At 63.9% G+C, this 26,675-nt stretch carries 25 protein-coding genes and 2 tRNA genes; 12 read left to right on the top strand and 15 right to left on the bottom strand.

Going from position 1 to position 26,675, the window contains the following annotated elements; all coding sequences use genetic code 11:
* The first annotated feature begins 7 nt into the window (after nucleotides 1-7).
* Nucleotides 8-1,534, top strand: coding sequence for an indolepyruvate oxidoreductase subunit beta family protein (locus BUA69_RS02460; protein ID WP_046136444.1), 1,527 nt, complete (start codon nucleotides 8-10; stop codon nucleotides 1,532-1,534).
* On the opposite strand, the gene BUA69_RS02455 is transcribed toward BUA69_RS02460, so the two are convergent.
* The 3 genes from BUA69_RS02455 to BUA69_RS02445 are packed head-to-tail and all read right to left on the bottom strand — an operon-like array spanning nucleotide 1,531 to nucleotide 4,500.
* The gene (locus BUA69_RS02455) at nucleotides 1,531-2,076 is read right to left on the bottom strand and encodes a MarR family winged helix-turn-helix transcriptional regulator (protein WP_052950707.1); all 546 of its coding nucleotides are present in this window, start codon (nucleotides 2,074-2,076) and stop codon (nucleotides 1,531-1,533) included. The genes BUA69_RS02460 and BUA69_RS02455 overlap by 4 nt on opposite strands.
* A 36-nt stretch (nucleotides 2,077-2,112) precedes the next feature.
* Nucleotides 2,113-3,693, bottom strand: a complete 1,581-nt coding sequence (locus BUA69_RS02450; RefSeq protein WP_046136446.1) for a phytoene desaturase family protein — start codon at nucleotides 3,691-3,693, stop codon at nucleotides 2,113-2,115.
* Nucleotides 3,694-3,708: 15 nt separating this feature from the next.
* The gene (locus BUA69_RS02445; RefSeq protein WP_046136447.1) at nucleotides 3,709-4,500 is read right to left on the bottom strand and encodes a cyclase family protein; all 792 of its coding nucleotides are present in this window, start codon (nucleotides 4,498-4,500) and stop codon (nucleotides 3,709-3,711) included.
* Nucleotides 4,501-4,701: 201 nt separating this feature from the next.
* On the opposite strand from BUA69_RS02445, the gene BUA69_RS02440 reads away from it, so the two are divergent.
* Entirely contained in the window at nucleotides 4,702-6,267 is a 1,566-nt protein-coding gene (locus BUA69_RS02440; protein WP_046136448.1) for a phytoene desaturase family protein, read from the top strand.
* On the opposite strand, the gene BUA69_RS02435 is transcribed toward BUA69_RS02440, so the two are convergent.
* The 6 genes from BUA69_RS02435 to BUA69_RS20690 all read right to left on the bottom strand — a co-directional run bounded on the left by BUA69_RS02435 (nucleotide 6,264) and on the right by BUA69_RS20690 (nucleotide 11,376).
* Nucleotides 6,264-7,508 (bottom strand): cysteine desulfurase-like protein, encoded by a 1,245-nt coding sequence (locus BUA69_RS02435; protein WP_244468801.1) that lies wholly within the window; start codon nucleotides 7,506-7,508, stop codon nucleotides 6,264-6,266. The genes BUA69_RS02440 and BUA69_RS02435 overlap by 4 nt on opposite strands.
* Before the next feature lie 12 nt (nucleotides 7,509-7,520).
* Complete coding sequence (locus tag BUA69_RS02430) at nucleotides 7,521-8,270, bottom strand: amino acid ABC transporter ATP-binding protein (protein ID WP_046136450.1); 750 nt, start codon at nucleotides 8,268-8,270, stop codon at nucleotides 7,521-7,523.
* Nucleotides 8,271-8,286: 16 nt separating this feature from the next.
* Nucleotides 8,287-8,961 carry an amino acid ABC transporter permease gene (locus BUA69_RS02425; RefSeq protein WP_046136451.1) on the bottom strand — a complete coding sequence of 225 codons (675 nt, stop codon included), beginning with the start codon at nucleotides 8,959-8,961 and terminating at the stop codon, nucleotides 8,287-8,289.
* A gap of 91 nt (nucleotides 8,962-9,052) precedes the next feature.
* On the bottom strand, nucleotides 9,053-9,859 hold the full coding sequence (locus BUA69_RS02420; RefSeq protein ID WP_046136452.1) for an ABC transporter substrate-binding protein: 807 nt from the start codon (nucleotides 9,857-9,859) through the stop codon (nucleotides 9,053-9,055).
* 55 nt (nucleotides 9,860-9,914) lie between these two features.
* Nucleotides 9,915-11,036: an aminotransferase class V-fold PLP-dependent enzyme gene (locus BUA69_RS02415; protein ID WP_046136453.1), complete on the bottom strand. Its 1,122-nt coding sequence runs from the start codon at nucleotides 11,034-11,036 to the stop codon at nucleotides 9,915-9,917.
* A gap of 49 nt (nucleotides 11,037-11,085) precedes the next feature.
* Nucleotides 11,086-11,376, bottom strand: coding sequence for a hypothetical protein (locus BUA69_RS20690; protein WP_143154382.1), 291 nt, complete (start codon nucleotides 11,374-11,376; stop codon nucleotides 11,086-11,088).
* 238 nt (nucleotides 11,377-11,614) lie between these two features.
* Between BUA69_RS20690 and BUA69_RS02410 the strand changes: the two genes are divergently transcribed.
* From BUA69_RS02410 to BUA69_RS02385, 6 genes are all read left to right on the top strand, one after another.
* Entirely contained in the window at nucleotides 11,615-12,634 is a 1,020-nt protein-coding gene (locus BUA69_RS02410; RefSeq protein WP_046136454.1) for a substrate-binding domain-containing protein, read from the top strand.
* Nucleotides 12,635-12,781: 147 nt separating this feature from the next.
* Nucleotides 12,782-14,281, top strand: a complete 1,500-nt coding sequence (locus BUA69_RS02405; RefSeq protein ID WP_046136455.1) for a sugar ABC transporter ATP-binding protein — start codon at nucleotides 12,782-12,784, stop codon at nucleotides 14,279-14,281.
* Nucleotides 14,278-15,213, top strand: coding sequence for an ABC transporter permease (locus BUA69_RS02400; protein ID WP_046136456.1), 936 nt, complete (start codon nucleotides 14,278-14,280; stop codon nucleotides 15,211-15,213). Before BUA69_RS02405 ends, BUA69_RS02400 begins: the two co-directional genes overlap by 4 nt.
* Nucleotides 15,214-15,224: 11 nt before the next feature.
* Complete coding sequence (locus BUA69_RS02395) at nucleotides 15,225-16,181, top strand: ABC transporter permease (protein WP_046136457.1); 957 nt, start codon at nucleotides 15,225-15,227, stop codon at nucleotides 16,179-16,181.
* Between the two features lie 7 nt (nucleotides 16,182-16,188).
* On the top strand, nucleotides 16,189-17,193 hold the full coding sequence (locus BUA69_RS02390) for a LacI family DNA-binding transcriptional regulator (RefSeq protein ID WP_046136458.1): 1,005 nt from the start codon (nucleotides 16,189-16,191) through the stop codon (nucleotides 17,191-17,193).
* Between the two features lie 4 nt (nucleotides 17,194-17,197).
* A complete protein-coding gene (locus BUA69_RS02385) occupies nucleotides 17,198-18,451 on the top strand; it encodes a Gfo/Idh/MocA family protein (RefSeq protein ID WP_046136459.1) in 1,254 nt (417 codons plus the stop codon).
* A 241-nt stretch (nucleotides 18,452-18,692) separates the two neighbouring features.
* Here BUA69_RS02385 and BUA69_RS02380 read toward each other — a convergent pair.
* Nucleotides 18,693-18,767, bottom strand: a tRNA-Gln gene (locus BUA69_RS02380).
* A 180-nt stretch (nucleotides 18,768-18,947) separates the two neighbouring features.
* Here BUA69_RS02380 and BUA69_RS02375 point away from each other — a divergent pair.
* Nucleotides 18,948-19,024: transfer RNA gene (locus BUA69_RS02375), tRNA-Pro, on the top strand.
* A gap of 100 nt (nucleotides 19,025-19,124) precedes the next feature.
* Nucleotides 19,125-19,484 carry a DUF6481 family protein gene (locus BUA69_RS02370; protein ID WP_046136460.1) on the top strand — a complete coding sequence of 120 codons (360 nt, stop codon included), beginning with the start codon at nucleotides 19,125-19,127 and terminating at the stop codon, nucleotides 19,482-19,484.
* 108 nt (nucleotides 19,485-19,592) lie between these two features.
* Here the strand turns inward: BUA69_RS02370 and BUA69_RS02365 are convergent, their stop codons facing one another.
* Complete coding sequence (locus tag BUA69_RS02365; protein WP_046136461.1) at nucleotides 19,593-20,207, bottom strand: biotin transporter BioY; 615 nt, start codon at nucleotides 20,205-20,207, stop codon at nucleotides 19,593-19,595.
* A gap of 96 nt (nucleotides 20,208-20,303) precedes the next feature.
* On the opposite strand from BUA69_RS02365, the gene BUA69_RS02360 reads away from it, so the two are divergent.
* Entirely contained in the window at nucleotides 20,304-21,218 is a 915-nt protein-coding gene (locus tag BUA69_RS02360; protein ID WP_046136462.1) for an MBL fold metallo-hydrolase, read from the top strand.
* 140 nt (nucleotides 21,219-21,358) lie between these two features.
* Here the strand turns inward: BUA69_RS02360 and BUA69_RS02355 are convergent, their stop codons facing one another.
* The 4 genes from BUA69_RS02355 to pdxH all read right to left on the bottom strand — a co-directional run bounded on the left by BUA69_RS02355 (nucleotide 21,359) and on the right by pdxH (nucleotide 25,503).
* Nucleotides 21,359-22,183, bottom strand: coding sequence for a DUF1499 domain-containing protein (locus BUA69_RS02355; RefSeq protein ID WP_046136463.1), 825 nt, complete (start codon nucleotides 22,181-22,183; stop codon nucleotides 21,359-21,361).
* An 82-nt stretch (nucleotides 22,184-22,265) separates the two neighbouring features.
* Nucleotides 22,266-23,411, bottom strand: a complete 1,146-nt coding sequence (locus BUA69_RS02350) for a M48 family metallopeptidase (protein WP_143154381.1) — start codon at nucleotides 23,409-23,411, stop codon at nucleotides 22,266-22,268.
* Nucleotides 23,411-24,616, bottom strand: a complete 1,206-nt coding sequence (locus BUA69_RS02345; protein WP_160300150.1) for a DUF898 family protein — start codon at nucleotides 24,614-24,616, stop codon at nucleotides 23,411-23,413. The genes BUA69_RS02350 and BUA69_RS02345 overlap by 1 nt, the downstream gene beginning before the upstream one ends.
* 257 nt (nucleotides 24,617-24,873) lie before the next feature.
* Nucleotides 24,874-25,503 (bottom strand): pyridoxamine 5'-phosphate oxidase, encoded by a 630-nt coding sequence (pdxH, locus tag BUA69_RS02340; RefSeq protein WP_046136465.1) that lies wholly within the window; start codon nucleotides 25,501-25,503, stop codon nucleotides 24,874-24,876.
* 123 nt (nucleotides 25,504-25,626) lie between these two features.
* Here pdxH and BUA69_RS02335 point away from each other — a divergent pair, with 123 nt between their 5' ends.
* Nucleotides 25,627-26,568 (top strand): DnaJ C-terminal domain-containing protein, encoded by a 942-nt coding sequence (locus BUA69_RS02335; RefSeq protein WP_046136466.1) that lies wholly within the window; start codon nucleotides 25,627-25,629, stop codon nucleotides 26,566-26,568.
* The last annotated feature ends 107 nt before the right edge of the window (nucleotides 26,569-26,675 follow it).

The raw sequence follows: 26,675 nt of genomic DNA, 5'->3' as shown, positions 1-26,675 counted from the left end.
TTTCGCCATGAACACATATGAACGACCGATCACGCTGGCAATTCTGGCCATGGGCGGCCAGGGTGGCGGCGTCCTGGCAGACTGGGTTGTCTCGATGGCCGAGGCCCAAGGCTGGGTCGCCCAATCGACCTCAGTCCCCGGCGTAGCCCAGCGCACCGGCGCGACGATCTATTACGTCGAGATGCTCAAGCCTCGCGACGGCCGCTCGCCGGTCCTGTCGCTGATGCCGACACCCGGTGACGTCGATATCGTGCTGGCCGCCGAATTCATGGAAGCCGGCCGCTCCATGCTGCGCGGCCTGGTCACGCCTGACCGGACCACCCTGATCGCCTCGACCCACCGTTCCTATGCCGTGGGCGAAAAGGAAGTGCCCGGTGATGGCATTGGCGATCCCAAGGTCGTGGTGGCAGCTGCCGGCATCGCCGCCAAGCACACGATTGCCTTCGATATGCAGAAACTGGCCGAGAAAAACGGCAGCGTCATTTCCTCGGCGCTGTTCGGGGCTTTGGCGGGCGCCAAGGTCCTGCCCTTCGAGCGCGAGGCGTTCGAAGCGGCCGTCCGCGCTGGCGGCAAGGGCGTCGAAGCAAGCCTGCGCGCCTTTGGCGCCGCCCATGATCGTGCCCAGACCGGTCAAACCGAAACGGTCGAGCGCCGCGTCGACAACACCGCAAACATGCCGCCACTCTCCGTCGGCCAGCGCCAGCTCGATGCCCTGCTGACCCGCCTACACGGCAAGCTGCCCGAGGCGATCCGCCCGATGGCCTATGCTGGTCTCAGCAAGGTCGTCGACTGGCAGGACACGCGCTATGGCGACGAATATCTCGACCGGCTCGAGGCACTCCATTTGCTCGATCAGGAAGCGGGCGGCGCGGCACATGGCTTCGCCTTCACCGATACGGCGGCCAAGTACCTGGCCAATGCCATGACCTATGACGACGTCGTCCGGGTTGCCGATCTCAAGACCCGCGCCAGCCGCTTCGAGCGCGTCCGCAAGGAAGTCGGCGCGCGTGACGAGCAGCTGGTCTACACCACCGAATACATGCATCCGCGCATGGAAGAAGTTGTCGGCACCATGCCCAAGGGCATGGGTCTGTGGCTGCAGGGCAATAAGCGCCTCTATGACGGGCTCGACCGCTTCGTCAACAAAGGCCGCCGCGTCCGCACCGGCACTGTGTTCTGGTTCATGGGCCTCTACATGCTGTCGGCCCTCAAGCCGATGCGTCGCGGCATGCTGCGCCATGGCGTCGAAATGGAGCACATTGCCCATTGGCTCGATATCGCCAAGGGGCAATTGCCGTCCAATTACGCACTGGCAGTGCAGGTGCTGGCGACACGGCGGCTGGTCAAGGGCTATTCCGACACCCATAGCCGCGGCGAAGCCAAGTTCGACCGCGTGCTGTCGGCCGTGCCGCTGCTGGCAGATCGCGCTGACGGCGGTGAATGGCTGGCCCGCCTGGTACAGGCCGCATTGGCGGATGAAGAAGGCAAGTCGCTCGAAGGCGCGCTCGGCACCGTCCGCAGTCTCGGCAATTAGGGTTGAGGCTGGTCGGCGGCCTCGGGTTCCTCCAACCCGGTTTCCCCTTCGATACGCCGGTGCATGTTGCGCAGCACCTTATGCAGCGTATCGATGAAGCGATCATATTCGTCGGCATCAACGCCGACGAATAGATCGGCATAGAGCCCGTAGAGCAGCGGCCAGGACTCCGAAAACGCCGTGCGGCCCAGTTCGGTGATGTAGAGTTCGCGCACCCGCATATCGTCGCTACGAGACTGGCGACGCACCAGGCCCTGCCCCACCAACGCATCCAGCGTGCGGCTCATGGTGGATTGCTCGACAACGGCCAGATAGGCGAGCTCGTTGACGGTCAGCCCCGGCGAGATGGTCAGGATGGACAGCGCCCGCATCTTGGCGGTCGTCATGCCATTGTCCTTGAGCACATCCTGCAAATGGGCGTTGTAGCTCGCGGACAGGCGATTGATGAGATAGGGCGCGAACTGGTTGAGCCCGATTTCTCCCAGGCTAGGCAACCGTCCCTCGCCTGTCTGACGCAACGAGCCGATAAAGTACTTCGCCACCGACCGCACCTTTGTGAAACGCGTTGTTAGGCTTGTCTAGCTCAGAGCCTTGCCGACAAGAAAACCAGAACCGCCCCCCAGGCCGGGGCCCGGATGACTGGCCGCGCCAATGTGATAGAGGCCACGGACATGAGTAGTGTGATTGACTGAGGTCTTCAAGGGACGCCAAACGAAGAACTGGTCGATGCCGCAATAGCCGCCATAGGGGTCGCCGCCGACGAGATTGACGTTCATGCGCTCCAGATCGGCCGGTGAGAAACAGGCCCGCTTGATGACGGCCATATCGAAATTGGCGATGTGCTGACGCAGGATCGCCTCAACCCGGTCGGCATAGGCCTCGCGGATCGCCGGGGTCCAGCGTCCATCGGCGCCAATCTCGATTTCCCCGGCGGCATCGCCCTTGATGTGACGCGGCGCCTCCGGCAATTGCAGCCACAGAATGGCTGCGCCATCGGGCGCACGGCTTGGGTCGAGCGCTGTTGGCTGACCGACGCAAATCGTTGGTACGGCCGGCAACAGGCCACGCTCGGCCTCATTGGAGGCGCGCGACACGCCATCCAGTCCCGGCGTCAGATGGATCAGCGCCACCTTTTCCAACCCCTCGGCAATCCATTGCGGCGGCTCGCGCAGCGCGTAGTGGATCTGCATGTCACCCTTGCCATAGCGGAAATTGGCGACGCCTTCGGTGACTTCGGCAGGCTTTGGCTGATCTGCGAGGAACCGGTCATAAAGCTGGCTCGGCGCCACCGAGGCGATAACGCCCTTCTTCGCCCGCAACACGGTTCCATCGACCAGTTTGACGCCGCAAGCAGCGCCCTTGTCATCCAGAATGACCGAAGCGACATCGGCATTGGTGCGGATCTCACCGCCCTGCTCGGCGATCAGTCCGGCAAAGGCATTCACCGCATTGACCGCGCCACCTTTGACGATGGGCGCACCGGCCGCTTCCAGCGCAAAGCCGATAACCTTGAGCATCTGGCCAGAATAAGTGCTGTCGGGATTAAGTCCGCAATGCAGCACCCAGGGCGCAAACAGCGCCTGAACGGCCTCGGAGCGATAGCGGGTTTCCAGATAAGCCCGCGCCGGGATCAGCGCTTCGCCGGCAAAGGTTGCCAGGCCCCGCGCACCGCGTTTCCAGAGTTCCTTGCCCATCATGCGCAGCGTATCGAGCGACCAGAGACGGCCGCCGAGCAGGCCGAATACGAAGCCCATATCGCCGCCGAAGCGGTCCATCTCGCGCTGGAAACTGGCTCCATCGGCTGGATCGGCTGCTGCGAACGCCGCAAGATTGCGGGCGCGATCCGTGGTCAGCACCAGGCTGGAATTGTCTGGCCGGACCACGGCAGTCGGCGCGTCGGCATGGCAGAATTCGAGCCCATGCCGGCCCAGATCGGGGGCGAGAGCCGCATAGGCCGGTGAGGTGATGAACAGCACGAAGGTCGTCGCCATGATGTCATGGCGGAAACCCGGTTCGGTCACCTCCTCGGTGCGCAGGCACCCCCCCGCAACCGCCTCGCGCTCCAGCACCAGAATGCGATTGTTTTTCTTGCCCAGCATGGCGGCCGCGACCAGCGCGTTGATGCCACTGCCAACGATGATGTAGTCAGCGTCCGCCATAGCTGGATTCCGATCTTAGCGGCGTGGAACGATAGCGAAGGCGCGCACCGGGCTACCCGTGCCGCCAACGATCTTGAGCGGCGCAACGACCAGCATGGCACCGGTTGGCGGCAGCTTGTCGAGGTTGGTCAGGCTGGCAAGGCCGTAGCGGCCGACACCGAGCAGCAGGTTATGCGCCGGGAATGGCGGGTTGAACGTCGCGGCAGCACCGGCATCGGTACCAACGCATTCACTGCCAAAGCCCAGAGCGCCTTTGGCCACCAGATATTCGACGCAATCGACACTCGGCCCCGGCGTGTGCGGGCCGTTCTCGTCGGCATTGAGGAAGGCCTCGGTGCTGGTATTACGGTGATACCAGTCCGACCGCAGCACCACCCAGGTGCCCGACTTGATCTCGCCATGCTCGGCTTCCCAGGCCTTGACGCGCTCGGCGGTCAGCAGGAAGTCGGGGTCCTTGGCAACGTCGGCGGCACAATCGATCACCGCGACCGGCGCGACGAAGTTGCCGACCGGCACGGTGTCGGTGGTATTTTCGGGCAGGTCCTTGCCGGAAACCCAGTGCGACGGCGCATCGAAATGGGTGCCGGTATGCTCGCCCAGTTCCATCCAGCCCCAGGCCCACCACGGACCATTTTGGTCGTATGCCGAGATCTCATGCATCTTGAAGCTGGGGGTATTCTTGGCAAAGTCCGGCGGCAGATAGAGCACCGGGGTATCGGGGCCAAGCGGCGCGGTAAGGTCGACGACCTCGATGCTGCCATCGGCCAAGGCCAGGGCCAGATTGGCCAGTGTATTCTGTGCGCTCATAATCGTCTCCTACACACGTTTTTCGCTGCGGCGTTGGCTCGCCGGCATCTCACTCACCAACGAAGGTTACGGCAACTGCATGGACATGCAAGAGGCAGGAACGCCTAATTTGCACAGTTTGGAAGATATTTTAGGTTCAAAATATTGGCAGCTGCATATTCTTGGGTGAGTATAGAGACTGGCATTGGCGGGGGAGCAGACATGTCCGAATATGATGCAATCGTGGTGGGTGCAGGCGTCAATGGATTGGCATCTGCCGTGCACCTCAGCCAACGCGGCTGGAGGGTGCTGGTGCTGGAGCGCGCCGCGAAAGCGGGTGGCGCCGTGCGCACCGAGGAGATCACCCTGCCCGGCTATCGGCACGATCTGTATGCGATGAACCTCTCGATGTTTGCCGGCTCGGCCTTCTATGCCGAACACAAGGCGGCGCTCGACGCACAGGGACTGGCATTCGCACCCGCCAGCGACAGTTTTGCCAGCCCGTTTCCCGATGGATCCTGGCTCGGCGTCAGCACCGATCTCGAAACCACCGCTGCCCGCATCGCAGCGATTTCCCCGGCCGATGCCGCCACGTGGCGGCAGATGTCCGCCGATTTCGCGTCCGAAGCGCCGTTCATTGGCGGCATTATGGGTCAGCCCATGCCGTCATTCGGTGCGGTGCGCCTATTGACCAAGGCGCTGCGCGAAAAGGGTCTGGACTGGGTGCGCGAGATGGTTCGGCTATTGCTGGCATCGCCGCGTAACTATCTCGACCCGCGCTTTGAGAGCCCACAGGTCCGCGCGCTCATGGCGGCGTGGGGGCTGCATCTCGATTTCGGCCCCGACGTTGCCGGCGGCGCGGTCTTTCCCTATCTCGAATCCATGGCCAATCAGAATTTCGGCATGGTGATCGGCCAGGGTGGCGCCGATACCATCATCAAGGCGATGGTCGGCGTCATCGAGGCGGCAGGCGGCGCGGTGCGGTGCAATGCCGAGGTCGCAGAGATCGTCCAGAGCGATGGCCGCGCGTCCGGCGTGACCCTGACCGATGGCTCAAAGCTAACGGCCAAGCGCGCCGTGATCGCCAATACCCACCCTTCGCTGCTGGCCAACAGGCTCGTGCCGGGCATCAACCCACGCTTTGCCAAGGCGGCCCGCAATTTCCGGGCAGGCCCCGGCGCCATGATGATCCATCTGGCGCTCGACAGCCTGCCGGACTGGTCGGCCGGAGCCGATCTGCAGCGCTTTGCCTATGTGCATCTGGCGCCCAGCTATGACGTGATGAGCGCCGTTTATCACGAGGCCATGGCGGGCCTGCTCCCACGCGAGCCCGTTCTGGTAGTCGGTCAGCCGACCGCACTCGATCCAAGCCGCGCCCCGGATGGCAAGCATGTGCTCTGGGTGCAGGTGCGCGTCGTGCCCTATGCGATATCAGGCGATGCGAGCGGTACCATCACCGCGCGCAATTGGGACGAAGCCAAAGGGCCCTATAGCGAACGTGTGCTGGACCTGATCGAGCGCTATGCGCCGGGACTGCGCAGCAAGATCCTCGCCAGCTCGGTCATCTCGCCACTCGATCTGGAGCGCGCCAATCCCAATCTGGTGCGCGGCGACTCCCTCTCGGGCAGCCACCATCTGGATCAGAACTTCCTGTTCCGGCCGGCGGGCGGCTGGTCGCGGTATCGTACGCCGGTCAAGGACCTCTACATGGTCGGCGCCAGCACCTGGCCCGGCGCCGGCACGGGTGTCGGCTCGGGCTACATGCTGGGCAAGATGCTGGCGCGCTAGGCGCCCTGCAGGATCTCGGAGAGCGCCCGGTCCAGCCGGGCGACTTCCTCAAGCGTATTGTAATGCACGAGAGAAATGCGCGCGGCGCCGCTGGCCATGGTCAGGCCGAGCCGCGCCATCAGGCGGGGCGCAAACATGTGGCCATCGCGCACGCCGATATCCTGATCGGCGAGCTTCTGCGCCAGCTCTGCCGGCGCCATCGCGGCAAAGTTGAAGCTGATGGTGGGCACCCGCCCCTGCGCAGTGTCGGCAATGCCGTAAACAGTCGCGCCATGGCGATGCAACACATCGAGCAGCGCCTGCGACAGGATCATCTCATAGCGCTGGATCGCGTCCATCGCCCCTACAATGGCGTCACGTCGCGACAGTTGCGCACCGCCGGCAAGGTCCTGACCCAGCTGTTCGAGATAACGCACCGCGCCATCCATGCCGGCGACGTTCTCGTAGACGAAGGTGCCGACCTCGATCTTGTGCGGCGGCTCATTCGGAATGAAGTCTTCGCGGAAGGTCGGCAGCGCCCGCAACAGGTCCAGCCTGCCCCACAGAAAGCCCATATGCGGCGAGAAGGTCTTGTAGCCCGAGCACACCAGATAGTCGCAATCCCAGTCTTGCACGTCGACCAAGGCATGGGGGGTGTAATGGACACAATCGACGAAAATCTCGGCGCCGGCGTCGTGGGCCAGTTTGCCGGCGGCCTTCACATCGACCAGCGTGCCCAAGGCATGGGACGCAGCCGCGCAGGCGAGCAGACGGGTCCGCTCACTGAGCAGCGGCACCAGATCTTCGACATGCAGCTTGCCATCGTCGCGCATCTTCCAGAACACGCATTTCGCGCCCATCGGCTCCAGTGCCAGCCAGGTCGAAACATTGGCGTCGTGATCGAGGTCGGTGACGATGATCTCGTTGCGCGCGCCCAGCGTCTGGCCGATCCCCAGGCTCACCAAGCGGATGAACGAGGTCGCATTCATGCCAAACGAGATTTCGGCGGGATCATAGGCATTGACCAGCAGCGCCACGCTCTGCCGCGCCGCCGCGATCGCAGCATCGACAGAGCGGCTGAGGCCATATCTGGCCCCGCGCTGCACATTGTGGGTCAGCAGGTGTTCATGCACGGCGGTCAGCGCCAGGTCGGGCAGCTGCGCGCCCGCGGCATTGTCGAAGTAGAGATGGTTGGCGTTATGCGCCAGCGCGGGAAAGCGCGCCCGGACGGCCGCGACTGGAAACTGCGTGTCTGATGACAAGATGGAAACGTCCTAGTGGATGAGCTGGCTCAGGAAGACGCGGGCGCGCTCGTTCTTGGGCGCCTTGAAGAACTCTTCCGGCGGGGCGCTCTCGCAGATCTCGCCCCGATCCATGAAGATGACGCGATCGGCAACCTTGCGCGCAAAGCCCATTTCGTGGGTCACCACCACCATGGTCATGCCATCACGCGCCAGCGACACCATGGTCTCTAGCACTTCATGGACCATTTCCGGATCCAGCGCCGAAGTTGGCTCATCGAACAGCATCAGGGTGGGCTGCATGCAGAGCGACCGGGCAATCGCGACGCGCTGCTGCTGCCCACCCGACAATTGGCTGGGAAACTTGCGTGCCTGCTCGGCAATGTGGATGCGCGACAGATAGCTCATCGCCATCTCCTCGGCCTCCTTGCGCGGCGTCTTGCGCACGGTCATCGGGGCGATGACGCAGTTTTCCAGCACGGTGAGATGGGGAAACAGATTGAAGTGCTGGAACACCATGCCGACATCCTGCCGGATGGCGTTCAGCTGCTTGATATCGCCGGTCAGCGTCACGCCATTGACGGCAATCGTGCCGCTATTGTGCTGCTCAAGCTGATTGATGCAGCGGATCATGGTGGATTTGCCGGAGCCCGAGGGCCCGCAGACCACGATACGTTCACCGCGCGTCACCTCGAGATTGATCGAGCGCAGCGCGTGGTACTCATTGTACCACTTGTTGACGTCGATCATCTGTGCGGCAAGTGGAGCTTTTTGCGAAGCCATAGTGGAAAGCCCTTTGCTAGCGGGTCGTGGCGCGCTGGTTGCGCGCTTCAAGGTAGCCAACCAGGCGCACCATTGGCCACAGGATGGCCAGATAGATCAGCGCTGCACCGACCAGTGGCGTTGGATTGGCCATCATGGCCTGGGCATCGTTGGCCTGCTTGAGCAGGTCCGGCATGGCGACCACCGATGCCAGAGCGGTATCCTTGAACACCGAGATCGAATTGCTGGTCAGCGGCGGAATGATGACCTTGATGGCCTGCGGCAGGATGATCTTGCGCATGGACTGCCAGAACGGCATGCCCAGGCTCGCCGCAGCCTCGAACTGCCCCTTGGGAACGTTCTGGATACCGGCGCGGCAAACCTCGGCGGTGAATGCCGCCAGCACCATGGACAGGGCCAGCGTGGCCGAGGTGAAGGAGTCAAACCGGATGCCGACAAAGGGCAGCGCGTAATAGACCAGGATCAGCAGCACCAGGATCGGCAAGGCGCGGAACACGTCGATATAGACGATGGCCAGCAGCTGGATGGGACGAATGGCGTAAAGCCGCACCAGGCACAACAGCAGTCCCGCCGTAGTGCCGATGACGATGGTCACGCATCCCAGCATCAAGGTGTAGCCAAGCCCGCGCAGCAGGATCGGGAAGGCGCGTACCAGCACTTCCCAGTTGAAGAAGGTATTGATCAGATCCATGTCACCGGCCCGGCCCGTGCGCGCCCGCAGGCGACGCACTCAGTGAGATAAAATGATCCGGCGGCAGGGGCCGCCGGATCGTGGCAACCTGTTACTCGGCGGCCGGCAGCGGCATCACGGTGACCGTGCTGGTGCCAGCATCCGGGGCAACACCAAACCACTTCTCGTGGATGGCGGCCAGGGTGCCGTCTTCCTTCATGGCCGAGATCGCGTCGTTGATTTCGCCCAGGATCGGCAGATCCTTCTTGGCCATCATGGCGAAACGCTCACCGGTCGGAATACGAACCAGGATCTTCAGGGCCGGGATCTTGCTGATGGCATACTGGAAGCCGGCCAGTTCGCCCGCGCCGCCTTCGATACGGCCGTTCTGCACGTCGAGCAGCAGGTCCTGCTGGGCGGCATAGCTGCGCACTTCGGCAATGCCGAGTGCTTCGGCGTTCTCATTGGCCCAGGCTTCGCCGGTGGTCGCGGCGACAACGCCGATAACCTTGCCCTTGAGATCTTCAAGCGTTGTGACCGGAGACGCTGCGAGGCCGACAATGGTGCCGTCGCTGTCGTAATAGGGCTGGGTGAACGACTGGCTCTGCAGGCGATCATTGTTGATCGAGATCGACGAAATCGCGAAATCGATGCGGCCCGAGCTGGTCGCGGCAAACAGGGCCTGGAAACCCAGTTCCTGGAATTCGACTTCCTTGCCGATGCGCTTGGCCGCTTCGGTGGCGACGTCGACTTCAAAGCCCTCGAAGGCGCCGGAATCGTTCTTGAATTCCCATGGCGGGTTGGCGGCATAGGCGCCGACGATGATCTTGTCCTGCGCAAAGGCTGGGGTGGCGAATGCCGCGAGTGCGGCAAGCGTCAGCATTGCAATATGCTTCTTCACGTTTGTTCTCCTTGTCATGCCTGCGGCATGATCCCTGACGACACGTCTAGCCCTGCTCGTACAGGGCACCGGCTCACGCCGGAATCAGCTCGCCCAATGCTTCGCACAGGGCCGAAATATCCTCGCTCTGGGTCACCGCGCCTGGCGACAGCCGCAGCGTCGCGCCGCGCGCGTCGCAATAGAGCTTGCGCGCCCGCAATTGACCAACCAGTTCGGCCGGGCTCACGGTCTCCGGCAGACGCAGCATGATGCTGCCGCCCCGCTGGGCCGCCATTTCCGGCGAGGCAAGGCGCAGGCCCTTCCCCTTCGCCCAATCGACCAGTTGCTCACCCATGGCACGGTTCTGCGCTGCGATGGCGGCGATGCCGGTCTGCTCGACCCAGAGCAATCCCGGCAGCGAGGCAATGCTGGCCAGAATGGCTGGCGTGCCATGGTCGAAGCGGCGCGCATCGGGCGCATAGGAAAAGGCATCGAGGTCCCAGGAGAACGGGTTTGGCTGGCTGAACCAGCCGCGCAGCTCCGGCGCGCAGCGGCCCATAAGTTCCGGCCTCACATAGAGAATGCCGGCCCCGGAGGTGCCGCACAGCCACTTCAGCGATGTGGACACGACGAAATCGGGATCGAGCGTCGCCACCGAAAACGGCACCACGCCAACGCCCTGCGTGATATCGACACCCACCAGCGATCCCATGCGACGGCCATGTGCCACCAGCAGTTCCAGATCGCAGCGATAAGAGGCCGTCGAGGTCACCTGGGTCAGCAGCGCCAGCGCCACATCCGGCTGCCAGCGGGCGATCACGTCCTCGTCCCGAACCCAGGTTTCGCCGCTGCGCAGCGGCACGGTATCCAGGGTGAAGCCGAAGCGATGGGCGAGCCCCGACAACAGGAAATGCAGGCTGGGAAAACAATCGCCGGCAACCAGGATACGACGCCCGGCGAGCGTTCCATCCGGCAAGGCGCCAAGCAGGCTGTAAAGGCCGCTGGTCACATTCTCAGTCGTGGTCAGGGTGCCGGCGCCAGCATCGATCTGGCGTTCCCAGGCGGCAATGAATGCCTGACGCTGCTGCAAGGCAGCGGGCCATTGCCCGTCGTCTTCGGCCGACCATATTTCTGCAAACGCGCCCAGCGCGGATGCGACCGCCTTGGCCTTGCCAGGAAACGTGCCGATCGAATGGTACAGGAAATAGCCGCTCATATATGCTCCCACCAGTGAGCGCCTGTCCCCACAGGCATCTCATCCGTATTTACTTTAGACTTAAACAAATCACGGTCGAAAACAAGATATTTTGATCAAATCCCGCAACGCCATCCATCGCGGGACTATTGCCCATATTTTTCAATGACCTGATTGAACCGGGCGCCAACAGGAAGCTAGCCACCCGCGTCGCGATGATTGATTTGATCACAGAAATCGCCATGGTCCCGCGCGCTGAAGCGGCTGCCCATCGCCCCTGCCGATGCAGATGCCAGCGCCGCGCTGAACTCCGTTCGCCGAACAGCGCCGCGCAAAACGGGCTAGCGCTGTCGGGCGCCACATCGGTGGTCCCTGCAATGCCCATTCGAGACTACCGGCCCCGCCCCGCGCCGACAACAGCGTCATACCCTAGCACAATTGCCGCTCCGGCGCGGAGACAGCCCCTCATCCGTACAACGGATTTCCGCCTGGAATTTCCGCTTGACTCATAATGTAACCGGTTACATCTTCTAGTCCAGCGTGCTGCTTAAAGGCACGACGGAGCCGGAATAGGCCCGGCTCATTCGGAGGAGATCACTATGAACAAGACCTTGGTTCTTGCCGCTGCCGCGCTCGCACTGATGAGCGGCACCGCTTTCGCAGAAACATACAAGATCGGCCTCAGCAATGGCTGGGTCGGGTCTGAGTGGCGCACTCAGATGATCGAAGAAGCGCAGGCTGCCGCGGCCGCCTGGAAGGAAAAAGGCGTCGATATCGAACTGGTGATCCAGAGCTCGGACGTCGACGTGCAGGGCCAGATCGGCGCCGTGCGCAACATGATCAATGAAGGCGTCAATGCCATCATCATCAACCCCAACAGCCCCACCGCCTTCGACCCGATCTTCTCGCAGGCCAAGGAAGCCGGCATTCTGGTGATCGCGACCGACGCCGAAGTGTCCTCGCCCGACGCGATTTATGTCGGCATCGACCAGACCGATTACGGCCGCAAGGGTTGCCAGTGGCTGGCCGACACCCTTGAGGGCAAGGGCAATGTTGTCACCATCAACGGCGTTGCCGGCCATCCGGCCAATGAAATGCGCGCCAGTGGCTGCAACGAAATCCTGGCCAAGTATCCGGACATCAAGATCGTCAACGCCGCCAATGCCAATTGGGATCAGGCCCAGGGTCAGCAGACCATGCAGAACCTGCTCGCCACCTATCCCGACATCAATGGCGTCTACGTACAGGACGGCATGGCAGCCGGCGCCTGGCGCGCCATCGAGGCCGCTGGCAAGACTGCCGACATCGCTGCAACGGGCGAAGTGCGCAAGGACTTCCTCGACATCTGGTCGGCTGGCAAGTTCAACTCGGCCGCTTCGGTGAACCCACCCGGCGTGATGGCCTCGGCCCTCAATGTCGCCGTGCTGGAACTGCAGGGCAACGAGTTCAAGGACGGCATCTTCGGTGGCGTCTATGGCAATGCCATCTTCCTGGACATTCCGTTCATCGACAACAGCAATCTTGCTGACGCTCTGACTGCCGCCGAAGGCAAGCCCGGCCATTGGTCGGTCACCCAGGAGCTGTCGGCTGACGACGCCAAGGCTCGCTTCTTCAAGTAAGAGCGGGCTTCTCCCGAGGACCGGGGCATTCCCTCCCCGGTCCTCACCCCATTTCCGAAGCCTCGCTACAGGGGCATCGATTGGCATGCTTGCGCGACACTCTCGGCGCACGGCCCGACATTCCATGACATCAACGCGGACCTGACCATGAGCCCCGTTCTTGAAGCCCGAAACATCACCAAGCGTTTCGGCGCGGTCACGGCGCTGTCCGACGGCAGCCTGACCGTCGAACCCGGCGAAATCCATGCATTGCTGGGCGCCAATGGCTGCGGGAAGTCGACGCTGTCCAAGGTGATCGCTGGCACGGTCGCGCCCAATTCCGGCGTGCTGCGCTTCAATGGCAGCGATATTGCGCCCAGGAGCCCGCGTGACGCCGAGGCCCTGGGCATCGCCCTGTTCTATCAAGAGCTGTCGCTGGTGCCGCAATTGTCGGTGGCCGACAACATTTTCCTCGGCCATGAGCGCAGGACGGCCGCCGGCTTCATCGACGCCAAACAGCTGCGCCACGATACCGAGGCGCTGCTCCAACGATTTGCTGGCGTGGCCGGTGACGGCTTTTCCGCCGATGCGCCGGTCTCCACCCTGGCGCCGGATCAGCGCCAGATTGTCGAAATCCTCAAGGTGCTGGCGCGCAAGCCCAGACTGATCATCTTCGATGAATCCACCGCTGCGCTGGATCGTCGGCAGGTCGAGGTGTTTTTCGATATCCTGCGAAGCCTCAAGGCCGATGGGGTATCGAGCATCTTCATCTCCCACCGCATGGACGAGATTTTCGCCATCTGCGACCGGATCACCGTAATGCGCAACGGCGTGACGGTGACGACGCTGACCACCGCCGAAACCGATCGCGACACCGTGGTCCATGCCATGGTGGGCGAACTGGCCGTACCGCAGCGTTTTGCCCGGAATTCGGCCGTCGCCGCCGAACCGCGTCTGGTGGTCAGCCAGCTATCGAGCCGGCGCCTGGACAGTGTCAGCTTCGATGCCCGCCCCGGCGAAATCCTTGGCCTGGGCGGCCTGCAGGGGCAAGGCCAGTCGGCCGTCCTGCGCAGTCTGTTCGGCGCCGAGCCCCTCACCGACGGCAGCGTGGTTCTGGACGGCAAGACCCTTACCCTGCGCAAACCGGCGGATGCCATCCGCGCCGGCCTCGCCTATGTGTCGGGCGATCGCGGCCGCGACGCCGCCTTTCATGGCCGATCGATCTTTGAGAACATCGCTGCGGCCAGTCTGGTGAAAGAGCGTCGCCGCCTGGTCTGGCCGAACCAGCTCAAGCAGCGCTTCATCGATGCCGCCGCCGCGCTCAACACCAAATATGACGGGCTCGACGCCCCCATCGGCTCGCTCTCGGGCGGCAATCAGCAGAAGATCTTCATTTCGCGCTGGCTGGCGACGAACTCCCAGGTGCTGCTGTTCGACGACCCGACCAAGGGCATTGACCTGGCGGCAAAGGCCGATTTCTTCACCCTGGCGCGCGGCCTCGCCGATCAAGGCGCCAGCATCATCTTCTATGCGTCCGAGGACAGCGAGCTGCTCAGCCTCTGCGACCGCATCCTGGTGTTCAACAGCGGTGCCATCGCGGCCGAGCTGACCGGCGACACCCTCACCGCATTCCATCTGACCAATGCAGCATATGGGAAAGCGGCATGACCCTTTTGCGCAACCGCCTCTGGCTCGTCACTCTTACCGCCCTCATCGCGCTGTTCGTGGTGAACTGGATCCTGCAGCCCAATCTGGTCACGCCGAATGTGCTGAAATCCAACCTCACGGTGTTTCTGCCCATTGTCCTGGTCGCCATCGGCCAGACCTATGTGGTGCTGGGTGGGGATATCGACCTGTCGGTCGGCTCTGTCGTGGCCCTGGTCAACGTCGTCACCGTTTCCGTGATTGCCGCGCTCGGCGGCGGGCCCGGCGGGGTCATGCTGGGCATGGGCGCGGGTCTGTTGACCGGCGCACTCTGCGGCATGGTCAATGGCCTGCTGATTTCCGGCCTGCGGTTCCAGCCGATTGTCACCACCTTTGCCACCGGCATCATCTTTGGCGGCCTGGCCCTGCTGGTGCTGCCCACTGCGGGCCTGCCGGTTCCGGCCGAATACTGGCGGACCTATGGCGGTTATGCGCTTGGCCTGCCGGTCGTGTTGTGGATTTTCATCGGCGCCCTGATCGCCATTGCCATCATCAGCCGCCGCGCCTTCTTCAAGCACCTCTCGGCCGCTGGCGGGCAACGCACCGCCGCCTTCCAGACCGGCCTCAAGGTCGGCCAGATCCGCATCATGGCCTATGTGCTGTGCGGGCTGTTCGCCGCTGTCGCCGCGCTGTGCCTGACCGGGGAAACCGCCAGCGGTGACCCGCTGATGGGGCGCATGCTGGCCCTGTCCTCGATCTCGGCGGTGGTGCTGGGCGGCACGGCGCTTTCGGGTGGCTCGGGCAGCGCCTTCGGCTCGGTACTCGGCGCGCTCGTGCTGGGCATGATCGGCAATGTCATCTTCTTTGCCGGCCTGCCGTTCGACTACCAGACACTGATCCAGGGCCTCATCACCCTGCTCGCATTGGCGGGCGGCGTGCTGGTCTCGCGTCGCTGAAGGAGCTCAGCATGAACCGCGCCACACTCCTTTTGACCAACCCGCTCGTATTGGCGACGCTGTCGATCCTGGCACTGTTGGCCGTGGGCGAAACCCTCTCGCCCGGCTTCGCCCGGGGTGACCAGATCATCCGCCTGCTCACCGTGTCGGCCATTCTCGGCATGGTGGCGGCGGGACAAAGCCTTGTCGTCATCGGCGGCCGGGAAGGCATCGACCTGTCGGTGGGCGCCATGATCTCGCTGGGAGCCGTGCTGGCCGGCAATGTGATGGCCGGCAGCGATGGCGGGATCGTGCCCGCCATTCTGGTGGCGGGTGGCGCAACGTTTGTCGTCGGCCTGGTCAACGGGCTCGGCGTGACCTTCCTGCGCATTCCACCGCTGGTGATGACCCTGGGCATGACCGGCGTCGTACAGGGCGGCCTCATCGTGCTGTCGCGCGGTATTCCCTCTGGCAATGCCGCGCCATCGCTGATGAGCTTTGTCAACCGGCCGCTCCTGCTGGGCGTGCCGGGTATTCTCTGGCTCTGGGCACTGGTGGGCATCGCCATGTGGTTCCTGCTGCGCCGCACCCAATTGGGCTATGCCATCTATGCCATGGGCTCCAATGAACGGGCCGCCGAACTGACCGGCCTGCCCGTCCGCCTGATCCGCACACTGCTCTATGGCTTGTCGGGGCTGATGGCGGGGATCACCGGCGTCGTGGTGATTGGCTATACCGGCAACAGCTTTGTCTCGGTCGGCGATCAATATGTGCTGCCATCGGTGATTGCGGTGGTGATCGGCGGCATCTCGCTGGCGGGCGGCTCGGGCAATTATTTCGGCGTCATGCTCGGCGCCATTGCCCTGACCCTGCTGCAGAGCGTGCTGATTACCCTGCAGATGGAATTCTGGGGCCGGCAACTGATCTTTGGCGGCGTATTGCTGCTGTTGATGCTGCTTTACGGCCGCACCAAGCAGCTGCGCGTTTGATCCGGCGATGACCACGATACGCAAGGTTGCCGAGCTGGCGGGCGTTTCCACCGCCACGGTCTCGCGAACACTCGCGCACCCCGACCAGGTGCGCAAGGAAACCCGCGACCTCGTGCTCGATGCGATCCGGACTGTGGGCTTCGTGCCCAATCGGCAAGCCGTCGACTTCCGCCGCCGCTCCACCAAGAACGTGGTGCTGCTGGTGCGCGACATCACCAACCCGTTCTATCTGGAAATCTATCGCGGCATTGAGGAACTGGCCTTCGCCAACGGCTATCGCGTGCTGATGGGGGACGCCCGCGGCGATAATGAGCGGGTGCTGCGCTATGTGGACATGGTGCGCAATCGCCAGGCCGACGGGCTGATCCTGATGATGGGCTGGCTGCCGGCAGAGCTGACCGATGCCAATATGCCCACCACGGTGGTCGCGCTGGAGATGCTTGCCGACTACAATTTTCCTGCCGTCGCCGTGGACAACCGCAAAGGGGCCCGGATTGCCGTCGAGCACCTGCTGGCGCTCGGCCATCGCCGCATCGCCTATGTCGGTGGCCCGGCCCGGCTACAGATGTCGACCGACCGCTATCAGGGCTATGTCGATGCCCTTGTGGCTGCCGGGATCGCGCCGGACGCCGATCTCACGCTTCCCGGCGACTTCCACCTCGCCGCCGGACGCGCCGCCGTGCGCCATCTGCACGAGCGCCAGATCGACTACACGGCGATCTTTCTGAGCAATGACGAAATGGCGGTCGGGGCAGTCAATGAATTGCGTAGCCTTGGCAGGCGCGTTCCAGACGATGTCTCGGTCATCGGCTTCGACGACGTCGATTTCGCCCTGTCGTCGGACCCTCCCCTGACCTCGGTGCGCCAGCCGCGCCTGGAGGTAGGCCGTCGCGCCATGCAGATGATGGTCGATCTGCTGTCGGGCAAAAAACTCACCACTCGGCTCTACGAGGCCGATGTCGAGCTTGTCGTGCGGTCCAGTACCGCTCCTGTTAGTACCAAGAAGGCATAGAAGAATGAGCAGCAGCTTCCCCCGCAAGACCCTCCGTATCGGCTTTATCGGATCGGGCTTTATCGCCCATTTCCACCTCAAGTCCCTGCTTGGCGTGCGCAATGTCGAAGTGACGGCGGTCTATTCGCCGACCCCGGCCAAGCGGCAGGCCTTTGCCGATGAAGTCGCCCGGCTCAATCTGGGTGAATGCACCGCCTATGCCAGCCTGGAAGACATGCTCGCGGCCAACAATCTTGACGCCGTCTGGCTGTTGTCGCCCAATCACACGCGCCTGGACACCATGCGGGTGATCGCTGGGGCGGTGCGCGACGGGCGCTCCGGGGTATTCGCCATTGCCTGCGAAAAGCCCCTCGCCCGCACCTTGCGCGATGCCCGCGAAATGCTCTCGCTGGTTGAAGATGCCGGGCTCAATCACGGTTATCTCGAGAACCAGCTGTTCTCGACGGCCGTCCTGCGCGGCAAGGACATCATCTGGCGCCGCGCGGTCCCGGCAACCGGTCGCCCCTATATTGCCCGGGCGGCAGAGGAACATGCCGGCCCCCACGAGCCATGGTTCTGGCAAGGCCATCAGCAGGGCGGCGGCGTGCTTCTCGACATGATGTGCCACTCGGTCGAAGTCGGCCGCTTCCTGCTGACGGCGCCGGGCGCCCCCCGCGACAGCCTCAAGTTCAAGAGCGCCACGGGCTCCGTCGCCACCCTCAAATGGGCCCGCAAGCACTATGCGCAGGACCTCTCGGCCCGCATGGGCAAGGAGGTGGACTATACCAGCCGTCCATCGGAGGACTTTGCCCGGGGGCTGCTGACCTTCGAGGATGCCGAGGGCAATGAAGTCGTGGTGGAGGCGACGACCTCCTGGGCCTATGTCGGACCGGGTCTGCGAATCGAGCTGGAAGTGCTTGGCCCGGAATATGCGATGGAGTTCTCCTCGCTTTCGACCGGCCTGAAGGTCTTCATGTCCCGCGCCGTGACGGGCGATGTGGGCGAAGACCTGGTGGAAAAACAGAATGCCGAGCAGGGCCTGATGCCGGTGCTGGAAGATGAAGCCGGGGTCTATGGCTATACCGACGAGAACCGCCACATGGTCGAAGCCTTCCGCAAGGGCGAAGCCCCGCTCGAGACCTTCCACGATGGCGTTGCCGTCGTCGAATTCCTGATGGCGCTCTACAAGTCAGCCGAAGAAGGCCGCACCATCCACATCGCCGACGAGGATCTGAACGACTACGTCCCCGTCGTGGCCCGCACCGCCCTGCCGGCATAACATAGAGCCCAGCCAGCCGCGCTTGCACCGGCTGGCTGGGTGCTCGATCGACTTGGGGGGTGCCCGGGTCGAACGGCGCCGACCGCCTTGCCCGCGCCCCCATCGATACATTCGGCACCCCACCGACAATGCTGCGACAGCGCGCGCGGGCGCCAGGGACCACGGCCCCGCAATCCAGCTGAGCAGCGCATCCGCGCCGGATGCCACAAAAGCATCCCATTTCAATGATTTAAAAGATGACTGGCTGGGGTGCTAGGATTCGAACCTAGGAATGCCGGTACCAAAAACCGGTGCCTTACCACTTGGCGACACCCCAACTCGCGCGGTTCCTACACGGTTTGTTGGCGCTTCGCAATAATAGCGCGATGCAAGAAATTCGCATATCGAAGGCGCTTGAATGCGGCGGGAAGCGCAGCTATAAAGCGCCGCATCGCGACATGGCGTGGCTCAACCATATCTGAGCCAACATGCCAGATCCCGTCGTCGCGAATCATGACGGAGTATAGCGCAGCCTGGTAGCGCACCTGCTTCGGGAGCAGGGGGTCGAGTGTTCGAATCACTCTACTCCGACCAATCAAAACCGGACCTCTTTCACGGGGGGCCGGTTTTTTCTTTCCGGCAGACGGCATGGCCAGATTGCCGCTGCAACGCACCATCGTGCAAGGAACACTGAGTGAAGCAACCCAAAGAAAGCGGCTTTGCAGAACGCCGCAAGACCGCTGACGAAGCCAAGAAACGCCTGCTGCAGAAATTTGCCGCCGCCCCAAAGGTCGACGATCCGGAAATGATCGCCAAGCGGGCCGAGCGTGAAGCCGCGGCGATTGCCCGCGCCGAGCGCCAGGCCGAACGCGACCGCGAAAAAGCGGCAGCCCGCGAAGCCGCCAAGATTGCCAAGGCCGAAGCGGAGGCCGCCGCCGCCGCCGATGCCCTGGCGCGCGCGGCTGCCGCAGAGCAGCAAAAAGAGCTGTCGGCCGAAGAACGCAAGGCCGAGCGCGACCGTCGCTATGCCGCCCGCAAGGCCCGGCAGCGCTAAGGCGCCGCCACCGGCCCTGCCGCCTGCAGCGGCGACGGCAATGGCGCAAAACCAAACAAAAAGGCCGGTCCAATGGACCGGCCTTTTATCATTCTTGTGCGGCGGGGATTAGCGCTTGGCGCGCATCATCCCCCAGATGCCGGTAACGGTCAGCGCGGCCAGGGCCATCTTGAGCACGTCCCAGATGATGAAGGGCTGCACGGCCTTGGCAAATGCCGACGCCACGACATTGGACTGGTCGATCCAGCCGGCCTGACCCGACAGGGTCAGCAGCCAGACAAAGCCCAGGGCCAGCAGCACGGCTTCGCCGACCAGCATGGCGCCGAACAGGGTCAGCGGCTTGGACGAAGCCCCCTTGTCGGCGGCGTAGCCGATGATCGCAGCCATGGCGAGGAAGCCGAGCAGGAAACCGCCGGTCGGGCCCATCAGGTAGGGCAAGCCGCCGCCAACGGCAAAAACGGGCAGGCCCATGGCACCCTGGAACAGGTAGAGCGCGACGGTTGCCACGCCGATGCGCCAGCCAAAGGCTGCGGCAAGACCGGCAATGGCAAAGCTCTGGAGGGTGACCGGAACAGGCCAGACCGGCACGTTGATCTTGGCCGCGATGGTGATGAGCAGGCTGCCCAGCACCACGGTGGCGAGGTTGGACGCCAGTTTGGCGACATCGCCCTTGGGCTGGAATGCTCCGAGGAGCGTGTTGGGCGTGGTCAAAGTCACGGCCATTTCATACCTTCCATGCTTGGATGAACCGGCAGCCCCTCTCGGGATGCATCTCGATTCAAGTCCTGAACTTCTTAATCACTCGGCAAAGTGAGTGCAATGGTATCGCCTGCCCCCGCCCTGGTCTTCAATACGACGTTCGATGCGCAAGCGGGCCAGGCTATCGCCGTAGCGCCCGGCCTGATGCGGATTACCGCGCCCAATGGTGGCCCCTATACCTTTACCGGTACCAACAGTTTTCTCCTCGGCCATGACAGTGTCGCGCTGATCGATCCAGGCCCGGCGGATGCCGGCCATCTCGCCGCGTTGCATACCGCCATTGCCGGGCGCAGGGTCGAGGCCATCCTGCTGACCCACACCCACCGCGACCACAGTGCGAGCGCCGCGCGGCTGGCGGCGGAACTGGGCGTTCCGCTCTGGTTCGGCGGGCGGCACCGCCTGTCGCGACCGCTACGCCGATTCGAGGTCAATCCGATCCGAAATTCCTGCGACTGGGACCTGGTGCCCGACCGTGTGCTGAGCGATGGCGAAACCATCGGCATCGGCGGCGTCGAGCTCACCGTCCACGCCACGCCCGGCCATTGCGCCAATCATCTGGCGTTCGGGCTGACCGGCACCGATACGCTGCTCACCGGCGATCACATCATGGGCTGGAATTCGACACTTGTGTCAGTGCCCGATGGCTCGATGGCCGACTATCTGGCCTCGCTCGAGCGCGTATTGGCCCTGCCCTATCGGCGCTATGTGCCCGCCCATGGCGGACCGATCGCGGATGGCCCCACCTATACCAAAGCCCTCAAGGCGCATCGGGAGAGCCGCAATAGCCAGATCGTGGCCGCCGTCGCCGGTGGCGCGCACACCATCGGCGCCGTGGTCGGGGTGATCTATCCCAACATCACCCTGCCCGTCCGTCCAGCCGCTACAATGACGGTTACGGCGCATGTGGAATATCTGGAAGGGCTGGGGCGCATCCGCGTCCGCCGCGGGATTTTCGGGGCGCGGCTGAGCGTTTAGACGCCTCACCCTGATCAACCAACCTCACCCACCCGCCACGCTGTCCCCGGACTTGATCCGGGGACCACTCGCCGCTCATACCGCGTTGAGAATGGCCCACGGATCAAGTCCGTGGGCAGCCCGGTGCAGGAACGAAGCACCTAATTCCCGCCGGCAACCGGGTCCACCGGCGCTTCTGGCTCGGCCTCCACCGGCTGGTTGGCATTGGGGTTGTCGCGCAGCAGCACGGTGATCTCGTTGTCGAGCGCCATCATGAACGCCTCGATCCGCTCGCCATTGGAGCCGAAGTCATAAAGGGCATTGAGCGAGGCCGAGCGCATGTCGACGCTGGCGCCTTCGGGGCCGCCGGCGATGCGCAGCACCGCCTCTTCGCGCCAGCCGGGCAGCGTCACCACCTGCGCATTGATCCGGCCGATGCTGGTCCCGGTCGCCGGGGGCCGCTGCAGGCGGATGTCCCAGCCCCGCTCCTCGATCATGCGCAGCACGATCGCATAGGTCTGCTGGGCATCGAGCGGATAGGTACGGGTCTTGGCATTGGGATAGCGGGCCTCGATATCGGCCGCAGAGAGCAGCTTGGGCGGCGGCATGTCGGCCGTGCCCGGCTCGAACACCAGCGGCATCAGCCCGCGCTCGGCGGTGGCAATATCGGTCACTGCGGGCGTGGTCGCGCCGAGATAGCCATACCAGCCGAACGGAGCCAGGCAGAGCAGGCCCAGGAAGAGCCCGGCAAAGGCCTTGCCCCAGCCTAGGTCGCCGGTGCGCCAGAGCCGGCCCAGCGCCACGATGGCGACGAACACTGCCGCGAGCGCCAGCAGTGCCGCAATGGCCATGACCGTGCTGAAAGTCGCGCTGGCCAACAGGCGCTCGCGGTGCAGCAAAATGGGGATGACCGTCATGGGCACGGCAAAGCTGCCGAGCCGTCGCGCCCAGATCGCCCATTTCGATGTCCGGATGAGTATGCGCACGCCGCCGCTTCCCCTTATGCCGTCAGACTATCGGCAAGGTATTGCTCTAGTTTGAATAAAATCGATGATCCGCAGAGATAGCTCACCTGGTTTTGGTTTTGCCCGCTGGATGGCGCTCGCACATGGTGCGGATCGCCACCCATTCGGCCAGCGTGAAAGGCGGCTCCACATCGCCGGGGCGTTCGCGGGTCAGGTCCACCAGCGCGGCGCGCCGCTCATCGGTCAGCGGGTGCGTATTCAGCAGGGCAAAGGCCTTGGTGAAATCATCGTCCTCGCCCACCCGGTCGAGCAGGTCGGCCAGTCCCGCCGGCTGGAAATCCATGCGCTTGGCGACATCGGCTGCAAAGCGGTCGGCCTGCCGCTCGGCATCGCGCGAGAAGCGGCTGTCGATCAGCGTGGCTCCCAGGCCCGCGGCCACCGACACGCCGGTCATGTCGCCGAGGATAAAACCGATCAGCGCGCCAGTACCGGCGGTGGAAATCAGCTGCTCCATGCCATGGCGATGCGCCACATGGCCGATTTCATGCGCCAGAACCCCGGCAAACTCATCGGGCGTCTGCGCCCGCTCCAGCAGGGCCGAGAAAAAATACACCTTGCCGCCCGGCAGGGCGAAGGCGTTGGGCACGTCGGTGCGCACCACGGTGATATCCAGATCGAACGGCGAGCCGGATCCGGCCAGCGCTGCCGCGCCAAAGCGGGCAATGGCGCGATTGGCGGCGCTATCGGGGTCGGGATCGCAGACCTCGAAGCCGGCCTCGGCCGCAAGGCTCGCCTCCATCTGCCTGGCGACGGTATCGCCGAGGCTGCGTTCCCAAGCGATCGGCACCAGGTTGACGATGCGGCTGGCCAGGAGCGGCACGCCATAGAGGTAGGCAACGATGACCGAGGCCAGGGCCGCCGTCGCCAGCGCCGCAAGCCGCAGCTGGCGGCCGGTCTCGGCGCGGCGCTTCTCGGCCAGGATCGGCAGGGTGGCGCGGATACGGGCGATATCGCGATCCCCCGAGATCACCAGCCGTGCGCCGTCCGTGTGTCCGCTGGCGCCCAGCCGTAACTCGCCCTGGCGGCCATGCACGGCAAAGATATCGCTGCTGGTCCAGCGCGCCATCTCGGCGCGCGTCGCAGCATCGCGGATGATGACGGCGCCGACCGCGCCCTGCCGCTCATAGTCGAGCCCGACAGCATGCACCTCGGCCGTCTGGCCATCGTGGTAACGGGCGGCAATTGCCATCAATAGCCCCCCACATTGAGCGCATCGGCCAGCCCTTCGCCGACCAGCGCCTTGTCTTCGTCGCGCGCCCGCACCGAAGCCAGCGTTTCGAGCCCGTAAACCCTGGTCCCGCTGGCCACGAGCTTCCAATAGCCCAGCCCCAGGAACAGCTCGCTCATCAGCGTGAACGCGGCAAAAATCAGCAGATAGCCGGTAATCAACGCCAGGATGGTTGCCGCGCTGCCGCGCAGATGCGCCAGCAGCACTGCCGGCTGGAATTGCCCATCGGCAAAGGCATCGGGGGCCACGGTGTTGAGCACCACAAAGCCACCAATGGCCAGCACGATATAAGCCCCCGCCAGCGCCAGCCCGAACCTGACATACTGCCCCAGAAGGCCCAGCGCCTCGACCTTGACCGCCAGCGCCGCTGCGCCCAATCGCACCGCCGAAAACATCCGGCTCATCTCGCGGGCCTGATAATTGATGATGATGATGCCGACGGCCACCGCGCCCAGCAGCAGGACCAGCACTGCCCGCGCCGATGGGAAACCGCCCTTGAATGCACCCAGAGCGGCGGCAGAACCCAGCGCCAGCGCGGCACTTGCAATCACCAGCAGATAGGCAAGGTAATAGGGCTTGGCGACACTCTTCCATGAGCCGGTGAAGCCGAACTGCCGATCGCCGTACCAGCTATTGGCATAGCGGTAGCGCCAGAGACTGCCTGCCATGAACGGATAGACCAGCCCGGCCGTCACCAGCATCAATATGCTCCAGCCAAAGCGGCGGAAGGCATAGCCCCAGGCGCTGCCGCCCTGATCGAAGCGGATGCCGCGCCACAGCGTGCGCGACAGACGAAAATCGCGGGCGCGATAGATTGCATAGCCCGCGAGAAACCACAGACCCACGGCAATGGCGCCATAGCCGATCACCGCCGTGGTGCTGGACTGGGTGGACAGATAGAAAAACACGCTATAGAGCGGAATGAAGATGGCCAGCGCCTGCAGAAAGCCGAGCAGCAGCTGCATGGCATTGCCGGTATATTCCAGCGCCTCGCCACCTATTTCGGTATTGGACCAATAAAAGCGCCGCTTCCAGGTGGTCAGCCAGAACCGGTAAATGCCGATCGAGAGGACCATCAGCAGATAGCCGCGCAGCAAGATCGCGCCCAGTTCACGCCGCGTGCCGGTAAACGCCACCGGCTGCCCCTGCCCGTTCATCCCATCCATGCGCCGCCCCAAGCCTTCAGGCATTTTTAGGCGAGACGAAGACCTTTTGCCAGATGGCCCGTCTCAAGCCGCAAGCGCCCCCGACGCTCAAACCACCCCGGCGCCAAAACCACCCACCGGGTCATTCCCGCGCAGGCGGGAATCCATTCGTCTCTTCGAGCCCGAGCGTCACCCAATGAAGAGTGGATTCCCGCCTGCGCGGGAATGACCCTGTGATTGCCCCGGAATATCCGGTGCGCGCTTTGTTGCCTGGCCCCCTATGGATACAACCGCGCACTCACCCAAGCTGCATCCGGCGTGTCGCGCGTAAACCGCACCCGGTCATGCAGGCGGAACTCTCCGTCCTTCCAGAATTCGATGCTTGTCGGCACGATGCGGAAACCCGACCAATGCGGTGGCCGCACCACGTCACCCTCGCCGATCCGGCTCTCCAGCGCCGCGACTTCATCGATCAGCGTCTGGCGCGCATCGAGCGGCCGCGACTGGCGCGAGGCCGAGGAGGCAATCTGGCTGCCCTTGGGCCGGCTGGCGAAATATTCGTCGGCCTCTTGCGGCGTTACCACCTGCACCGGGCCGCGCACCCGCACCTGCCGGCGCAGCGATTTCCAGTGCATTACCATCGCCGCCTTGGGGTGGTCATGCAACTGATGCCCCTTGTCGCTTTCAAAATTAGTGAAGAAGGTGAACCCGCGCGCATCACGCGCGTTGAGGAGCACCATGCGCACATCGGGCATGCCATCGTCATCGACGCTGGCCAGCGCCAGGGCATGGGGATCGTTGGGTTCGGCCTCTTTGGCCAGGGCAAACCACTCCTCGAAAACCGCGAACGGATCGAGATCGGTGCGATCACTGTCATCGAAGAGGCGTTCGGTCAGGGTCTGCAACATGGCTGGTCATCCCAAAGCATAATGGCCCGCCAAGCGGCGCAAAACTGGACAAGGCGGGGAGCGCTCGCCATATAGGACATGAAACCCGGGCGAAGCAACGCCCAGACCAACTGATTGGACACGATGCGCGATCCATATACCGTGCTTGGGGTGCCCCGCTCGGCGAGCGAGAAGGATATCAAGTCCGCATATCGCAAGCTGGCCAAGAAATACCACCCCGACCAGAATCCGGAAGACCCGGGCGCCCACGAGAAGTTCGCGGAGGCGACCCATTCCTATGACCTGCTGACCGACAAGAACAAGCGCGGCCAGTTCGACCGTGGCGAAATCGACGCCGAGGGCAATCCCCGCTTTGCCGGCTTCAATCCGGGGGCGGCTGGCGCCGGCGCCCGGGGCGGTCGTAACACGGCCGGCGGGTTCTCGGCCGAGGATATCCTCAAGGAGTTCATGAGCGGCTTTGGCGGCCAGCCCCGTGGCGGTGCTCGTCCGCAGGGCGGGGCCCAATGGGACCCGTTTGCGGGAGCCGCCCAGGGGGGCGCTGCGCCGCGTGGCAAGGGCGAAGACATTGTCGTCAATGCCACCATCTCGCTCGAGGATGCCCATAAGGCGGCCTCGATCCAGGTGCGTATGCCCACTGGTAAGGTCTTGTCGGTCAAGCTGCCCGAAAAGGTCGAGGAGGGTCAGCAGATCCGCCTCAAGGGCCAGGGCAGTTCCAGCCCCTATGGCGGCGAGCCGGGCGATGCCCTGGTGACGGTGCGATTCGAAAAGTCCAAGCAGTTCCGCCGCGACGGTTCGGACCTGCGCACCGATGTGCCGATTGCGCTTTACGAAGCCGTGCTGGGCACCAAGGTCCGCGTGCCGACGCTGGATGGCTCGGTCGAACTCAACCTGCCCCCGGGCGTCGATACCGCCAAATCCCTCCGCCTCAAGGGCAAGGGCCTTTATGGCGACGGCGACCTCTACGTCAACCTCAAGGTCGTGCTGCCCCCCGGCGGTGACCCCGACCTGGAAAGCCTGATGCGCTTCTGGCGCGACCAGAAACCCTACAAGGTGCGCGACAACTAGGCATCGGCGGGATCAGCGCACCAAGCGCGATCCCTTCCTTCGTCGGAGAGCGATCCCGCCACACCGTCACCACCCGGCTTGTCCGGGTGGTCCATTGCCCCGCAAAT

The sequence above is a fragment of the Devosia limi DSM 17137 genome, from assembly GCF_900128975.1.
Taxonomy (GTDB): domain Bacteria; phylum Pseudomonadota; class Alphaproteobacteria; order Rhizobiales; family Devosiaceae; genus Devosia; species Devosia limi.
The sequence above is the reverse complement of the archived record's forward strand: the minus strand, read 5'-3'. Positions and strand labels throughout refer to the sequence as shown.

Bases quoted from the DNA above. Each gene is read 5' to 3' on its own strand.
- BUA69_RS02460 (WP_046136444.1), top strand. From the start codon at position 8: ATGAACACATATGAACGACCGATCACGCTGGCAATTCTGGCCATGGGC.
- BUA69_RS02450 (WP_046136446.1), bottom strand. From the start codon at position 3,693: ATGGCGGACGCTGACTACATCATCGTTGGCAGTGGCATCAACGCGCTG.
- BUA69_RS02445 (WP_046136447.1), bottom strand. From the start codon at position 4,500: ATGAGCGCACAGAATACACTGGCCAATCTGGCCCTGGCCTTGGCCGAT.
- BUA69_RS02440 (WP_046136448.1), top strand. From the start codon at position 4,702: ATGTCCGAATATGATGCAATCGTGGTGGGTGCAGGCGTCAATGGATTG.
- BUA69_RS02430 (WP_046136450.1), bottom strand. From the start codon at position 8,270: ATGGCTTCGCAAAAAGCTCCACTTGCCGCACAGATGATCGACGTCAAC.
- BUA69_RS02425 (WP_046136451.1), bottom strand. From the start codon at position 8,961: ATGGATCTGATCAATACCTTCTTCAACTGGGAAGTGCTGGTACGCGCC.
- BUA69_RS02420 (WP_046136452.1), bottom strand. From the start codon at position 9,859: ATGACAAGGAGAACAAACGTGAAGAAGCATATTGCAATGCTGACGCTT.
- BUA69_RS02415 (WP_046136453.1), bottom strand. From the start codon at position 11,036: ATGAGCGGCTATTTCCTGTACCATTCGATCGGCACGTTTCCTGGCAAG.
- BUA69_RS02410 (WP_046136454.1), top strand. From the start codon at position 11,615: ATGAACAAGACCTTGGTTCTTGCCGCTGCCGCGCTCGCACTGATGAGC.
- BUA69_RS02405 (WP_046136455.1), top strand. From the start codon at position 12,782: ATGAGCCCCGTTCTTGAAGCCCGAAACATCACCAAGCGTTTCGGCGCG.
- BUA69_RS02400 (WP_046136456.1), top strand. From the start codon at position 14,278: ATGACCCTTTTGCGCAACCGCCTCTGGCTCGTCACTCTTACCGCCCTC.
- BUA69_RS02395 (WP_046136457.1), top strand. From the start codon at position 15,225: ATGAACCGCGCCACACTCCTTTTGACCAACCCGCTCGTATTGGCGACG.
- BUA69_RS02390 (WP_046136458.1), top strand. From the start codon at position 16,189: ATGACCACGATACGCAAGGTTGCCGAGCTGGCGGGCGTTTCCACCGCC.
- BUA69_RS02385 (WP_046136459.1), top strand. From the start codon at position 17,198: ATGAGCAGCAGCTTCCCCCGCAAGACCCTCCGTATCGGCTTTATCGGA.
- BUA69_RS02365 (WP_046136461.1), bottom strand. From the start codon at position 20,207: ATGGCCGTGACTTTGACCACGCCCAACACGCTCCTCGGAGCATTCCAG.
- BUA69_RS02360 (WP_046136462.1), top strand. From the start codon at position 20,304: ATGGTATCGCCTGCCCCCGCCCTGGTCTTCAATACGACGTTCGATGCG.
- BUA69_RS02350 (WP_143154381.1), bottom strand. From the start codon at position 23,411: ATGGCAATTGCCGCCCGTTACCACGATGGCCAGACGGCCGAGGTGCAT.
- BUA69_RS02345 (WP_160300150.1), bottom strand. From the start codon at position 24,616: ATGGATGGGATGAACGGGCAGGGGCAGCCGGTGGCGTTTACCGGCACG.
- pdxH (WP_046136465.1), bottom strand. From the start codon at position 25,503: ATGTTGCAGACCCTGACCGAACGCCTCTTCGATGACAGTGATCGCACC.
- BUA69_RS02335 (WP_046136466.1), top strand. From the start codon at position 25,627: ATGCGCGATCCATATACCGTGCTTGGGGTGCCCCGCTCGGCGAGCGAG.